This window comes from Acinetobacter sp. YH12058 (assembly GCF_013419805.1).
Classification (GTDB): Bacteria; Pseudomonadota; Gammaproteobacteria; order Pseudomonadales; family Moraxellaceae; genus Acinetobacter; species Acinetobacter towneri.
Genome location: NZ_VOZL01000032.1, coordinates 1 through 13,838 on the forward strand (window position 1 = coordinate 1; position 13,838 = coordinate 13,838).

Annotated in this window: 12 protein-coding genes and 6 pseudogenes; 10 read left to right on the forward strand and 8 right to left on the reverse strand. The window is 40.0% G+C overall.

The genetic code is table 11. The features are described 5' to 3' along the window. The first annotated feature begins 209 nt into the window (after positions 1-209). From FTU09_RS12825 to FTU09_RS12855, 7 genes and pseudogenes are all read left to right on the forward strand, one after another. Positions 210-1,268 (forward strand): 2,3-butanediol dehydrogenase, encoded by a 1,059-nt coding sequence (locus FTU09_RS12825; RefSeq protein WP_004281883.1) that lies wholly within the window; start codon positions 210-212, stop codon positions 1,266-1,268. Positions 1,269-1,530: 262 nt separating this feature from the next. After that, positions 1,531-1,929, forward strand: a pseudogene (locus tag FTU09_RS12830) (aldehyde dehydrogenase family protein); the annotation flags it as partial. Beyond that, complete coding sequence (locus tag FTU09_RS12835; RefSeq protein ID WP_177155611.1) at positions 1,929-2,315, forward strand: carboxymuconolactone decarboxylase family protein; 387 nt, start codon at positions 1,929-1,931, stop codon at positions 2,313-2,315. The pseudogene FTU09_RS12830 and the gene FTU09_RS12835, both read left to right, overlap by 1 nt. A gap of 291 nt (positions 2,316-2,606) precedes the next feature. Continuing rightward, positions 2,607-3,941, forward strand: coding sequence for an ISNCY family transposase (locus tag FTU09_RS12840; protein WP_015060273.1), 1,335 nt, complete (start codon positions 2,607-2,609; stop codon positions 3,939-3,941). A gap of 152 nt (positions 3,942-4,093) precedes the next feature. Beyond that, a pseudogene (locus tag FTU09_RS12845) lies at positions 4,094-4,412 on the forward strand (helix-turn-helix domain-containing protein); the annotation flags it as partial. Between the two features lie 214 nt (positions 4,413-4,626). Then, on the forward strand, positions 4,627-5,931 hold the full coding sequence (locus FTU09_RS12850; RefSeq protein WP_179990995.1) for a type II toxin-antitoxin system HipA family toxin: 1,305 nt from the start codon (positions 4,627-4,629) through the stop codon (positions 5,929-5,931). After that, the gene (locus tag FTU09_RS12855) at positions 5,924-6,199 is read left to right on the forward strand and encodes a helix-turn-helix domain-containing protein (RefSeq protein ID WP_016658816.1); all 276 of its coding nucleotides are present in this window, start codon (positions 5,924-5,926) and stop codon (positions 6,197-6,199) included. Before FTU09_RS12850 ends, FTU09_RS12855 begins: the two co-directional genes overlap by 8 nt. Before the next feature lie 370 nt (positions 6,200-6,569). On the opposite strand, the pseudogene FTU09_RS12860 reads toward FTU09_RS12855, so the two are convergent. Then, positions 6,570-6,788 (reverse strand): annotated as a pseudogene (locus FTU09_RS12860) (IS66 family transposase); the annotation flags it as partial. Between FTU09_RS12860 and istA the strand changes: the two are divergent. Together istA and istB are read left to right on the forward strand one after the other, a co-directional pair. Continuing rightward, positions 6,786-7,631, forward strand: a pseudogene (gene istA, locus FTU09_RS12865) (IS21-like element ISAba8 family transposase); the annotation flags it as partial. The pseudogenes FTU09_RS12860 and istA sit on opposite strands and share 3 nt — an antisense overlap. Beyond that, positions 7,631-8,404, forward strand: coding sequence for an IS21-like element ISAba8 family helper ATPase IstB (istB, locus tag FTU09_RS12870; protein ID WP_001053379.1), 774 nt, complete (start codon positions 7,631-7,633; stop codon positions 8,402-8,404). The pseudogene istA and the gene istB, both read left to right, overlap by 1 nt. Positions 8,405-8,478: 74 nt before the next feature. On the opposite strand, the pseudogene FTU09_RS12875 reads toward istB, so the two are convergent. From FTU09_RS12875 to FTU09_RS12890, 4 genes and pseudogenes are all read right to left on the reverse strand, one after another. Further along, positions 8,479-8,808 (reverse strand): annotated as a pseudogene (locus FTU09_RS12875) (tetratricopeptide repeat protein); the annotation flags it as partial. A 605-nt stretch (positions 8,809-9,413) separates the two neighbouring features. Continuing rightward, entirely contained in the window at positions 9,414-9,728 is a 315-nt protein-coding gene (locus tag FTU09_RS12880; protein ID WP_104505826.1) for a hypothetical protein, read from the reverse strand. A 38-nt stretch (positions 9,729-9,766) separates the two neighbouring features. Beyond that, positions 9,767-10,081 carry a DNA-binding transcriptional regulator gene (locus FTU09_RS12885; RefSeq protein ID WP_104505827.1) on the reverse strand — a complete coding sequence of 105 codons (315 nt, stop codon included), beginning with the start codon at positions 10,079-10,081 and terminating at the stop codon, positions 9,767-9,769. Next, the gene (locus tag FTU09_RS12890; RefSeq protein ID WP_104505828.1) at positions 10,062-10,385 is read right to left on the reverse strand and encodes a transcriptional regulator; all 324 of its coding nucleotides are present in this window, start codon (positions 10,383-10,385) and stop codon (positions 10,062-10,064) included. Before FTU09_RS12890 ends, FTU09_RS12885 begins: the two co-directional genes overlap by 20 nt. An 88-nt stretch (positions 10,386-10,473) precedes the next feature. On the opposite strand from FTU09_RS12890, the pseudogene FTU09_RS12895 reads away from it, so the two are divergent. Continuing rightward, positions 10,474-10,569: pseudogene (locus FTU09_RS12895) on the forward strand (transposase domain-containing protein); the annotation flags it as partial. Between the two features lie 84 nt (positions 10,570-10,653). Here the strand turns inward: FTU09_RS12895 and FTU09_RS12900 are convergent. From FTU09_RS12900 to FTU09_RS13965, 3 genes are all read right to left on the reverse strand, one after another. Next, the gene (locus FTU09_RS12900) at positions 10,654-11,979 is read right to left on the reverse strand and encodes an ISNCY family transposase (protein ID WP_154320213.1); all 1,326 of its coding nucleotides are present in this window, start codon (positions 11,977-11,979) and stop codon (positions 10,654-10,656) included. Positions 11,980-12,350: 371 nt separating this feature from the next. Beyond that, the gene (locus tag FTU09_RS12905; protein ID WP_074163995.1) at positions 12,351-12,851 is read right to left on the reverse strand and encodes an META domain-containing protein; all 501 of its coding nucleotides are present in this window, start codon (positions 12,849-12,851) and stop codon (positions 12,351-12,353) included. 2 nt (positions 12,852-12,853) lie between these two features. Beyond that, positions 12,854-13,838: S1 family peptidase (locus FTU09_RS13965; RefSeq protein WP_349665759.1), on the reverse strand; the 985-nt coding region annotated here is incomplete at its 5' end.

Consider the following 13,838-nt stretch of genomic DNA (forward strand, 5'->3'; position numbering starts at 1 on the left):
TGTACACAGTGCACTGGGTTATGTATCACCTTTTGAGTTTGAAGCAATGTACTATGATAAGATTAACCCGTTAGGTCAGGTGGCCTAACTTAAATAAAAAAGTCTCCGACAAACCCGGTACGGTTCAGTTCACAAACTACATTACAGGTCAGTCTATTTTGACAGATGGTGGAATGGTTTACCGTTAACATCAATATAAGGAATACAAAATGAAAGCAGCTCGTTTTTATGACCGAGGGGATATTCGAATTGAAGATATCCCTGAACCGAAAGTACTTCCAGGCACAGTTGGAATTCAAGTTGCGTGGTGTGGTATTTGCGGTACGGATTTACATGAATTCATGGAAGGTCCTATTTTTATTCCACCTTGTGGTCACCCACACCCAATTTCGGGAGAATCTGCACCTGTAACAATGGGACATGAATTTTCAGGCGTGGTTTATGCAGTTGGAGAGGGTGTAGATGATATCCAAATTGGGCAACATGTCGTAGTTGAACCCTACATTATTGCTGACGATGTGCCGACTGGCCCCAATGATAAGTATCATTTATCAAAAAATATGAACTTTATTGGTTTAGGCGGACGCGGTGGTGGTCTTTCTGAAAAAATTGCAGTTCAGCGGCGTTGGGTACATCCTATTTCAAATGATATTCCTTTAGACCAAGCAGCATTGATAGAACCTTTATCTGTCGGTCATCATGCCTATGTCAGAAGTGGCGCAAAAGCTGGCGATATCGCACTGGTTGGTGGAGCAGGCCCAATAGGCTTACTTTTATCTGCTATTTTAAAGGCTAAAGGTCTCACGGTTATCATTACTGAACTGAGTGCAAAACGTAAAGAAAAAGCGATAGAAGCGGGTGTTGCCGATTATGTACTAGACCCATCTAAGGTTGATGTAGTTGCTGAGGTAATGAAAATTACAGAAGACCGCGGTGTAGATGTCGCTTTTGAATGTAGTAGTGTCAATAAAGTCATGGATACACTCGTTGCAGCAATGAAACCAACTGGTGTAGTCGTTATCGTTTCTATTTGGAGCCATCCTGCCACAATTAATGTGCATAGTGTGGTCATGAAAGAGCTCGATATTCGTGGAACGATTGCTTATGTCAATGACCATCAGGAAACCATCCGTTTAGTCGAGCAAGGTAAGATTAATCTAGAACCTTTTATTACCCAACGTATTGCATTAGATGATCTTGTTTCTAAAGGCTTTGAAACGCTGATTCATAATAATGAGTCTGCTGTAAAAATTATTGTTCATCCATAGTAAAGCCTAATTTGAATAAGCTAGAAATAAACTCTATGTAGCTATTTCTAATATCTTTATCGATAGAGAATGAGTCTGTACGTACAGATTCATTCTCAAATTTACAGTGTTGAGTGCCAGTATGATTTTGATCATAGAGCCTAGTAAAGATATAAGGCTTTGTTGCATAAATATGTAAGCATCTGATTTAAATAGATTTAATTTTAGATCAAAAAATAATCAAAACTTTTAAAATCATATAGTTATGAAATCTTTGTGCAACAAAGCCGTTGCAGGTGGAAAACAACACAGCGCTGGTGAGTTATTTTACGAACCGACCATTATTGCCGATGTAACTGCAGAGATGGATGTTGCAACTCAAGAAACTTTTGGACCATTAGCTGCAATTTTTAAGTTCGAAACTGAGCAACAAGCAATTGAGATGGCCAATGCCACAGAATTTGGTTTAGCTGCTTACTGCTACACACAAGATTTAGGTCGTGCGTGGCGCATGAGTGAACAACTCGAGTACGGTATGGTTGGAATTAATAAAGGCTTGATTTCAAATGAGGTTGCACCGTTTGGTGGAATTAAACAGTCAGGTTTAGGGCGCGAAGGCTCAAAATATGGCATTGAAGATTATCTCGAAATCAAATACACCTTATTTGGAGGATTAGGCTAATGAGTAATGAAAAATTTGAAAAAGGTTTAGCGATTCGTAAACAGGTGCTTGGCGAAGCTTATGTCAATAATTCGATCAACAATGCTGATGATTTTAACTTACCTTTACAGGAACTGGTCACGGAGTATTGTTGGGGGGCGGTCTGGGGACGTGAAGAACTGAGCAAACCTGAACGTAGTCTAATTAATCTGGCTATGATATCAGCCTTAAACCGTCCGCATGAATTGAAGCTACATGTTAAAGGAGCTTTACGTAATGGCGTGCCTAAAGACAAAATTCGAGAAGTACTCTTGCAAGTAGCAATTTACTGTGGCGTGCCAGCTGCTGTAGATAGTTTCCGTATTGCAAAAGAAGCAATTTTAGAATATGAACAGGAAAATATTTAAAAATTTTACCAATCAAAGGTTAAAATTATAACCGCATTATTAAATGCGGTTATTCTATTTGCGATTGAAACCTATGAATACTTTCAGCATAAGAAATATTGACAATTAAAGTGAGTAAATCATTACCATATATCAAAATTAATGAAAATTTTGCCACTTGATATCAATTTAACATAATCACTATTATACGAAGTACAACTGTTAGAACCCATTTAAAGTGTCTATATTCTCACCAATAAAAATGTCTAGTTTATGATGGTTTTTATCACCATGGACTGGATATAAATATAGATGCTGATCACTATGTCTGACAAAGAAATTCAACGACTTGCAGTTCTGCAAGACGTTCGAGATCATCGTATTACACAAGTCCGTGCCGCTGAAATCCTTAATCTTTCAACCCGTCAAATTACCCGGTTATTACAGAAGCTCAATCAAGATGGTGTTTCAGGTATGGCGCATGCCAGCCGTGGTCAACCTGGCCATCGTCGCCATGATGATTTATTAAAATCAAAATGTCTTTCCATTATTTCCGAACATCTGCTGGGATTTGGACCTACCTTGGCCCATGAGAAGCTCAGCAGCATATTTGACCTGAATATCCCGGTAGAAACGCTTCGGCGCTGGATGACTGCAAATGACCTCTGGATTCCGCGATCCAAGCGCCTTAAACGTCCATATCAGCCACGTTATAACCGTGATTGCTTCGGTGAGCTGATCCAGATTGATGGCTCATATCATGACTGGTTCGAAGGACGCGCTGCTAAGTGCTGTTTATTGGTGTATATCGATGATGCCACTGGAAAGCTGTTGCATCTGCGCTTCTGTGAGGCAGAAACGACCTTCGACTATATGCTTTCAACCCGAGCCTACATTGAACAATACGGTAAGCCTCTGGCCTTTTATAGCGATAAACATTCGGTCTTCCGAGTGAACCAGAAATCGAGCCAGGACAGCAAGATCACGCAATTTGGCCGGATTCTGAATGAGTTAAACATTGATATTATCTTTGCCAACTCCCCACAGGCTAAAGGTCGCGTAGAACGCGCGAATAGAACCCTTCAAGACCGTTTGATCAAGGAGATGCGTCTGGAAGGCATCAGTTCAATTGCCGAAGCCAATGCCTGGTTACCCTGCTTTATTGAGCATTTCAACCAGAAGTTCGCCAAGTGTGCGCGAAATTCAAAGAACTTACATCGTCCGCTAACAGAGTCTGATGCTGAGCTGGAGGATATATTCACCTGGCAGGAACCGCGTAAGGTCACGAAGAACCTCACCATCACCTATGACAAGTGTATTTATCTGCTTGAACCGACAGAGCTGAATCATAAGCTTGTTGGGCAATACATTTCATTTCTGGAGTACCCGGATGGCACTGTGGCGATCATGCATGAAGGACGGAAGATCAACTATAGTGTCTTCAATAAACTGGCTGGACTACAGCAGAATGAAGTGGTTGAGAATAAAAGATTAGGCTCGGTTCTGGCGCATATCCAGCAACAGCATGAAGAGTTGGAAAAACAAAATAAACGTTCCCGTCTCAAGAAAAGTATGCCGAGTCGTAAAGCTCAGAAAGCTGTTATTGAACAAAGAAATTTAAATCCTGTGCTTGACTCTTGCAGTTAAAAACAGGACATTTTAAATGGTTTATCGCATAGACATTTTAATTGGTGAATAACAACAACTGTAACTCCAAAATAGAAATGTCCGGTTTCTCCAAAGTAAAGAATACTCGCTTTTGCGATTATCGAAGCGTACGGTTTGATATGTTGGTGTTTATGTCGGATAAAGAACTTAAACGATTGTCGGTCTTGCAAGAAATCTGTGATCAACGCATCACCCAATCTCAGGCTGCTCAGCTACTTCACATTTCAGAACGCCAGATCAGACGCTTACTGAAAAAATATAAAGCTCAAGGTCCATCTGCATCAGCTCCTACTGCACATGGTCAAACCTGTAATTCCAAGCTCCTTTTAGACTCAAGTGGCTGAATCTAGTGCATGAAAAGCTGACCAGCATTCATGGATTCAATATTTTAACGAAAACACCGCATTCTTGGATGATTGCAGCTGACTTATTAACGGCTCATATCATGATTAATTTGAAGGACATGCTGATAAATGTAGTCTGCTAATGTTTATTGACGATGTTGCCTCAAACTATAGCAGCCGGTGAGATCAACTCACATGACTTGTTATTCCCATGTAGAAATATACTGGCTAACAAGCAAATAGAAAGATAATTAATATTATTTTATTAAAATAGGTATATAATAAGAATATTTAATATATTTTACTATTTTAATAAAGTTATGAGTAAATATTGTACCATTCAAATTTATCAGGATGACCAGTGGCTTGACTGTGCAATTGTTGAGTTGATGGGTGAAAATGAGCATGGTTGGCAAACACCAACTCGTACTTCATATTTATTTGAATATGCAATTTCTTATATGGACTTACATGATGGCCATGCACTCGCCTATCATTTTCCTGTGAATGTACAAAATAAAATTAATGAAACTTGGCCTGCTTTCTTAATGGATTTACTTCCACAGGGCTATGGTCGTAAAGAATTATTAAGACAACTAAATTACAGTGAAAATGCACAAGAACAAGCAGATTGGGCACTTTTAAAAGCTGGAGCTGGCAACCCGATTGGACATTTACGTATTAAAGAAGCTCATGAGTGGCTGCAAAGGAGCTTTCCGACTGATCAAAATATAGGCTTTAGCCTAAGTGAGATTATAGAACGAAAAGAGCACTTCATTGAATCGCTCGCCTCTTATGGCTTATTCATTGCCGGCTCTTCAGGTGTTCAAGGTGAATGGCCAAAGCTACTCCTCTCCCAAGGACATGATGACCTATTTTATTTAGATCACACACTTGCAGATCATCAGGTAAAAAAACATTGGTTAGTGAAGTTCAGTCGTGGTAGTGACGAAAGCCTGAATAAAATTTTAACTAATGAAGCACACTATATGAAAATTGCTCATTATTTGGGTTTACGCGTACATGAGGAATTACAATTACATGGTAAAACCCTGTTTATTCCAAGATTTGATCGCTACGTACAGGATGGAAAAGTCCAGCGTATTGCACAGGAAAGTCTTGCATCTCTAAGTGGAAAAGCTGGTTTTGGTATTAGGATGACTCATAATCAAATCTGTGAATTACTCACACAGTGTTGTAGTCATCCGAAAGAGGAGATCTTCGAATATCTTAAACGTGATTTGGCCAATGTTGCCTTAGGCAATAAAGATAATCATAGCCGCAATACAGCGATACAACGCTTGAATAATGGCATTATACAACTGACTCCACTCTACGATTTTGCACCGATGTGGTTACATCCTGATGGTATCGCACGAACGACTCGTTGGGAAAAAGATGATCATGGTGGTATGCCAATTTGGCGTTCAGTGATTGAACAAGTCACAGCGAAAACTGGTATTTCACATCATGAAATTCAGGCAGAGTTAGTCAAGCAATTACCCCTCTATCGAGGATTGATGGCCGAAATGAACAAATTGCAGATCTCTCAGGAGATTTTGCAAAATAGTCAGTACCGGATTGAAAATATATGCCAGCAGATTCAGGAGTTAGCACGTGGATAAGCGCTATAAACCTATGACGGCAATTGAGCAGTTAAGAAAGCGCCAAGAAATATTGGAGACGATTAATCAAAATCCTGACTGGCCATTTTACAAGGTTGCTCGTTATATCCGAACTGAGCTTCATTTGACTTTAAATGAAATGGCTAAAATCACAAAAATAGCACCCCAAACTTTGCAAAAAATGGAACAGCCCAATAGTAATCCGACTTTGGAATCTATGATGAAACTCCTAAGCACCTTTGGTTTAAAGATTGTTATTAGATATTGAGTTAAAAGTTATTAATTCAAAGGTAAGCATCCGGCTAACACAGCCTTACCAAGCGATCCTATAAGCCTTAATTTAGTTCCCACCTAAAAACAAGTGGGGACTTAATCCATGAACATGGATATATATTCAGCAACACCTCCTGTTGCTAAAAAACGGTAAGCGTCCGCTGAACACACCTTCTGAATTCATCCTATAAGCCTTAATTTAGTCCCCACTTAGAAACAAGTGGGGACTTAAATTTATGACTACAAATAATCAGACATCCATCGCATCTCTTGCGAAAAAACGAAGAACATACAGTGCTGAATTTAAACAGCAGATCGTTCAGGCTTGTAAAGCGTAAGCGTCCGCTGAACCCCATGCCTATTTTTTAATTTGAGTTGGATTTCCAGCGATGTGGCAGTAATTCTTCTATTTGGGTCGCTTTATGCGTCGGCAGCCTTTTCAGCACATCACTTAAATAGGCATACGGATCCAAGCCATTCAGCTTTGCTGACTGGATTAAAGTCATGATGTTTGCCGCTCGCTGACCACTGCGCAGCGAACCTGCAAACAGCCAGTTCTTGCGCCCTAAGGCCCAAGGTCGCATAAACCCTATTTACTCCAACGTGTAAACGCAGCTCATCCTGAATGGATTCCTGCTGTTGTACTCTACCAGGAAATTTTAGGGTTGGGATATCCAGGAAAGATCAGGATCTTGAGGGAATATCTTGCAACATTAAAACCAGTTGCCAAACCGGAACCGATCATTCGTTTTGAAACCCAACCTGGCCAACAAATGCAGGTGGATTTCACTACGATTCGACGCAACAACACGACTTTAAAAGCCTTTGTCGCAACATTAGGGTATTCCAGAGCGACTTTCGTGAAATTTTATGATCATGAACGTACGGATGCATGGATCGATGGTCTAGAAAATGCATTTCAGTTCTTTGCAGGAGTACCTCAGGAAATCCTGTTTGATAACGCTAAAACGATCATGATTGAACGGGATGCCTATCAGGAGGGGCAGCATAAATGGAACCCCAAACTGCTCGACTGCGCCAAGAAATACAGCTTTCGTCCTCGCGTATGTAAGCCCTACCGTGTACAGACCAAAGGCAAAGTTGAACGCTTTAATGGATACCTCAAATCAAGCTTTATTGTGCCATTGAAAGCAAGCCTGAAGACTTCAGGTTTATTGTTAGATGTTGATGTCGCCAATGCCCACATTGGCCGGTGGCTGCATGAAACCGCCAATCAGCGGATTCATGCCACCACGCAAGAAAAACCGGCTGTTCGACTGCAACAGGAGCAGCAAAAATTTACGCCATTACCGCAATCAGATACAGGTTCTAGCACTGTACCTGTTGCAGCAGCAGAGCATGTCATGCCCTACGAGAGTTTGCAGCATCCCTTATCTGTATATGACCAGTTGCTGGGAGTTTCCTGATGAATCTGCAATACGACCGTATAGAGCAGCTTTGCCAAAAGCTCAATCTGCCTGCCATCGCATCACAATGGTCACATCATGCACAACAAACATTAGGTCAGGATGGAAGTTATGCCGACTTTGTTGAAGCGATCTTGACGCATGAATATGCTGCCAGGCAACAGCGCAGCCAGCAGGTACTGATGAAACTCTCAGGCCTGCCTCAAGTCAAAACCCTGGAAGACTATGATTTTAATTATGCCCTAGGGGCCCCTAAATCACAGGTGATTGAACTGTTCAATCTGAGCTTTATTGCTAGAGCAGAAAATGTGGTGTTTCTCGGGGCTAGCGGAGTAGGAAAAACGCACTTATCTATGGCATTAGGCTATAAGGCCATCATGAACAACATTAAGATCAAGTTCATTACCGCCGCCGATCTCATGCTGCAACTGAGTACAGCCTATCAGCAAGGTAAACTGAAAACCTATATGCAACGTGCGGTACTGGGACCCAAGTTACTGATTATCGATGAAATTGGTTATTTACCATTTGGACGTGAAGAAGCGAATCTGTTCTTTAACGTGATTGCCAAGCGTTATGAAAAAGGCAGTACGATATTGACGAGTAACTTACCCTTTAGCCAATGGTCTAAGTCATTTGCGGATGATGTCACGTTGACCGCTGCGATGTTAGATCGGCTATTACATCACTGTCATGTGGTACAAATATCGGGTGAGAGTTATCGTTTGAAGGATAAAAAAAGAATTGGGATTCAGCCTCAGGTTGAAACTTAATACGAGATCAAAGGGGTCAATTTTACTTCGCCATTTGTAAGGTAAAAGGGGTCAATTTTAGAATGCCGTTGACAAGCTAACTCAACCATTGATTCAGAATGGCCATTTTCTGAGGCTTTCTGAAACCACTTAAAAGCTTTTTGGAAATGTTCTAAAGAATCGTTTTTGTCATCATCTTCCATTAATCTAGCATAGGTAACATATCCATCAGCTAACCAAAACATTGCTGCTACATTTCCATTTTCTGCTGATTTAAGAGCCCAAACTTCAGCTTGATTTTCATCTGAATCAACACCATGACCATATAGATAAATCTCGGCTAATTCTAACTGAGCAGAAGTATCTCCATTTTCTGCTTTCGCTAATAAATCATTAGAAAAAACAGGTTCTGCAAATGTTTCCATTGAAAGGCAAACTCCTAAAGCCATAAAAATATTTGTTAATTTATTCAATTTTTAACCTTTAAACTAAACTGTTAGGCTTGTATATTTTTATATCATACCTAAAAGAAAACTCTAAAATTAGAGTATGTCTTATCTCTATTTAACATAATGGTGGTTATACGCAATACACTTGTATATTAATATAAATATCAATCACTTGAAAATTTAGCCATGACTAAGAAAAAGCAAAAAATCGGCTTTTGTAATAAGTTGGTGAGTTTTTAAGCAGATCTGTAATATTTTGCCAGTAAATTTGATTAAAAAACGATCAATTTGGCAATCAGTGCCCATTTCATCGGCTTTCAGGATCCGAAACTATCCCCAATGGCTGTGGATAAAATTTAGGCTATTTTGTACGCCCTGGCGCACAACAATCTCGGCTCTTTGCGGCTACCAGGAACAGTGGAATTTTCCTATGATGAACTCATCAGGAACAGGAAGTTCCAAACAACAAGAATAAGAAAGATCGCACCAGGAGCGTGAGGTAAGACAGGAGTCATACCTAGCAACCCAATATGAGAAACCCCGGCAGGATGCTGGGGTTTTTTATTGTCTGCATTTAAGGTCTAATCAGTCTTAGCCAATTCATTTTGGTTGATAAGTTTAATCAGCGCATTTTGAACAAACTCATCAAGTTCAATCCCTTTTTCTTTTATGATGGTTTCTATCTTTGCTAGCGTTTCACTTTCTAATTCGAACTCGATTTCTGCTGATGTTTCCATGAGTAAATCATAGTTATTTTCGACTATCTTTTTAAAGGTTTCTTCTAGATCTTTTGTTGATGGAATATTGAAAGATAAGCGTAATGAGCTATTGATAATTTCAATATGGGTATACCCTAAATATTCAGTACTTTTTCCCACAAATCCTAAGTGCTTCATAAAAAACCTTAAATAAATATAGTAGAGAGCTGTCTAAATTAAGCCAGACTCTCTTTTACAAATTTTGGATCAACAATAAATAATCGAATAAGGGATGTTGCTGCTCCTGATGGTCTTCTCGCACCTTGTTCCCATGATTCAAGAGTACGTCTTGATACGCCAAGAATCTTAGCAAACTGATCTTGTGTTAGTTGAGCCTTTCTACGAGCTAACGCTACATCTGTCTCAGTGATTACGGTTCTTTTCGCTGCATTACTAGTAAGCATATCGTCGATGCCTTGTAATATTTCAGCTTCAATATCCCTAGTTGCTTCAAAAGCCTCAAGTTCTTTTTCAGTCATTAAACGAGTCATTTAGTTTCTCCACTAATGCTTGAAGAGTCTTCTTACTAAGCTGTACAGTTTGCTTTTTACTGTACAAGGTTAATAACCAAATCTCTCCATTTGCTAAACGATTAAAGTAGATGACTCTGACACCACCACTTTTACCTCTACCACCGCTAGTCCATCTAATCTTACGAATACCACCTGCATTAGGCTCTACATCTCCTGCTTCAGGATTTAATGCTAAGAATGTTTTGAATTCCTCATATTCTTCCTGAGTCCAATAAACAAGACAGTATTTAGTAAATAATGGAGTCTCACATATTGTATACATTGATTGCATTCATACTACCTTGTAGTAGTTTATTTTATACTACTTTGTGGTATTTTTAAATGATAATTCTTAGTTCTCAGGATTAAATGCCTATTTAAGTGATGTGCTGAAAAGGTTGCCGACACATAAAGTGACTCAGATTGAAGAATTGCTACCACACCGCTGGAAACCTGAACCGAATTAAAAAATAGGCATGGGGTTCAGCGGACGCTTACGTTCTGTTATTCCTAAGTAGAAATGTCCTACCTAATAACCAAATAGAAATGTCCTATACAGACACTTCCAAGTCAAGCACAGGATTCAGATTTCGTTCTTTGATTACTGTTTTCTGTGCACGTCTGCTCGGCATCTTTTGAGAACGATTGCGTTTGTTTTGCTGTTCTAATTCTTCGTGCTGTTGTTGAATATGATTGAGAACAGCACCTAAACGTTTATTCTCAACAACCTCTCGCTGGTTGAGCTGACTTAATTTATCGAAGATGCTGTAATTGATTTTTCTTCCTTGATGTTCAATGGCTACCGTGCCATCCGGGTATTCCAGAAACTCAAGATACTTGCCGATCAACCTTTTATTTTCTTCGGTATTTTCCAGTAAATATACGCATTTATCATAAGTAATCGTCAGGCTGTTCGTGACTCTGCGGGGTTCACGCCAGGTAAAAACATCATCTAATTCTTCGGCTGTTTCAGCGACAGTCCGGTGTAGATCCTTGGGATTAAAGGCCATATTGGCAAATTTACGATTAAATTGCTCGATAAAGCAGGGCAGCCAGGCATTCGCTTGCTCAATCGAACAGATGCCTTCCAGGCGCATTTCTTTAATCAGACGGTCCTGAAGCGTTCTATTCGCCCGTTCTACACGGCCTTTGGCTTGTGGTGAATTGGCGAAGATGATATCGATATTGAGGGTACTGAGTACGCGTCCAAACTGGGTAATCTTGGTGTCTTTCTTGCTGCTTTGATTCACCCTGAAGACTGAATGTTTATCACTGTAAAACGCCAACGGCTTACCATGCTGCTCAACATACAAACGTGTTGAAATCATATAGTCAAATGCTGATTCCGACTCACAGAAACGTAAATGCTGTAATTTTCCTGTGGCATCATCGATAAATACCAGCAGACAGCACTTAGCAGCGCGTCCTTCAAACCAGTCATGGTGTGAGCCATCGATTTGAATCAGTTCACCATAACAATCTCGGTTATAACGAGGCTGATACGGGCGTTTCAGGCGCTTGGCGCGAGGAATCCACAGATCGGCTGCAATCATCCAGGAACGCAGTGTTTCCACTGAAATATCGAATCCATGAACAGTGGTGAGCTTTTCATGCGCTAAAGTGGGTCCGAAACCATGCAGTTGATCCGAAACAATATTGAGGCACTTGAGTCTGAGCTCTTCAGGAAGCCTGGAATTGCTGATTTGGCCACGTGCAGCATGTGCTAATGCAGCTGGGCCTTGAGCTTTGTATTTTTGCAATAAACGTCTGATCTGACGTTCTGAAATATGAAGTAGCTGAGCAGCTTGGGACTGGGTTATGCGTTGATCACAGATTTCTTGCAAGACCGACAATCGTTTAAGTTCTTTATCCGACATAGACACCAACATATCAAACCGTCCGCTAAGAAAATTGCAAAAGTGCATATTCTAAAAGCGGACATTTTTACTTTGGAGAAACCGGACATTTCTATTTTGGAGTTACACGTTCAATTCGTATAACCACCATTATGTTAAATAGGGAATTCAAAGCTCTTTCTAAGAGTTGGTATAGTGGTAATACTTATTGAGTGCGTAAAAGAATTAGATTAATAAAATACTCAAAAGAAAAATAGTAAAAGGGAACTTACAGAAAATAAGTTACCGGCTCTTAAAATTATATTTAAACAAAGAAGCCCAACTAAATGATTGGGCTTCCTCATATCTAACTTTACCTTATGATTTTCATCAGTGTACTGCAAGAATTTAGACTACTTGTTGACTTGAACACCTTTAAAAATCAATTTCTCTTTTTTTTGTGTTTCTATAAGCAGTTGTGCCTGCCCCTTACGAGATTGAAGATATAATGTGGGAGCATTCACCAGAATATCTATCATCGTACTTTCACGTAAGTTGATATCATCAGGACAGCCCATCATTGTGGCAACAATTGGTTGTTCAGCATATAAATGATTGCCCTTAAAATGAATACCAATCGAATTTATATTACAAAACAAATTCCCAATATACAGCATCTTTTCTGCAAATTTTAGCGTGATAGGTTGGTCAGGTTTTGAAGCCAGAAATAATGAATCTATACGTTCACTATTAGCATTTGTTGCCTCGATTAATTCCCAAGAAAATTGCGCCAAGGTCTGCTCACTAAAGGACATCACTTGTAATTCTTGTATCTTGGACTGATCGGCTGATGAAGGCTTATGACAAGCGCTCAAAAGTCCAACGACGAACATCAGTATAAATATTCTAGTCATCGTTATTGTCCGTATAATAATGAGTAACCCTCTTTATAGAGTTCATCAGTAGACATATAGGTCATATATCCATTAGGTTTGGCGGCACCTCCGCAATACCCCTGACCTTTCATGGAAGAACTCCATGTGCCTTGATAAGTTGCAGTAGATAATAACCCTGCCGCCACACTTCCAATAAAGATTGGACCACCACTATCGCCACCCCAACAATCCAACGTTGGACCTGAAACTTTTACCCATGTTGCATTACACACACCTGCCCCTGATGGTCCACATTTATTGTCAGTACCAAATGCTTTAAATGCGGTCGACTGAACCGTACCACAACTATAACCAGTTTTCATTCCATAATGACAGACATACGTACCAACAGGTGTGTTACCTTGTGTACGTCGACCAGTTAGAGTTTTGACCACATTGTCACTGGCGAAAAATTCTGGGTTCAAGGTATGTGTAGATGATACTAAACTCATGGTTTGGAAATCCTGACTACCATTCCAGAAGTCTCCCACAAAGGTTAGTGCAATATTATCATTGCCAGTTGTCTTGCGGTCATCTACAGTAATTTTGTAATTCTTACAGTGAGCCGCTGTGGTCGCAAATTTTGTACCCGCAGCGTTTTTCACATTAAAACCTGTTGTACAATTATAAAAAGTGGTTGAAGTTGTACTATCCGCCATCAGCATGGTTTCTGCTGCCCTTACTGCGGCACTATGTCTTAATGGAATATTAGTGGTCGTTACTTTAAGTGGGACATTGGTTAATGTTCTAGGTTTTTCACTGCTCAGTAATTTCAAACCCTGTGTTTGGTTGGTTGCAGTATGCTTTGGATCATAAAGCTCTAAATCAATGCTATTTTCGGCACTGTTGCAAATAGTCGGTGGTGATAAACTTATCATCCCCTTTTGCTGATGGAGCTGCACATGAACCCATTCAAAGGCCGGCATTTTCAGCGTGACATCATTCTGTGGGCCGTACGCTGGTACT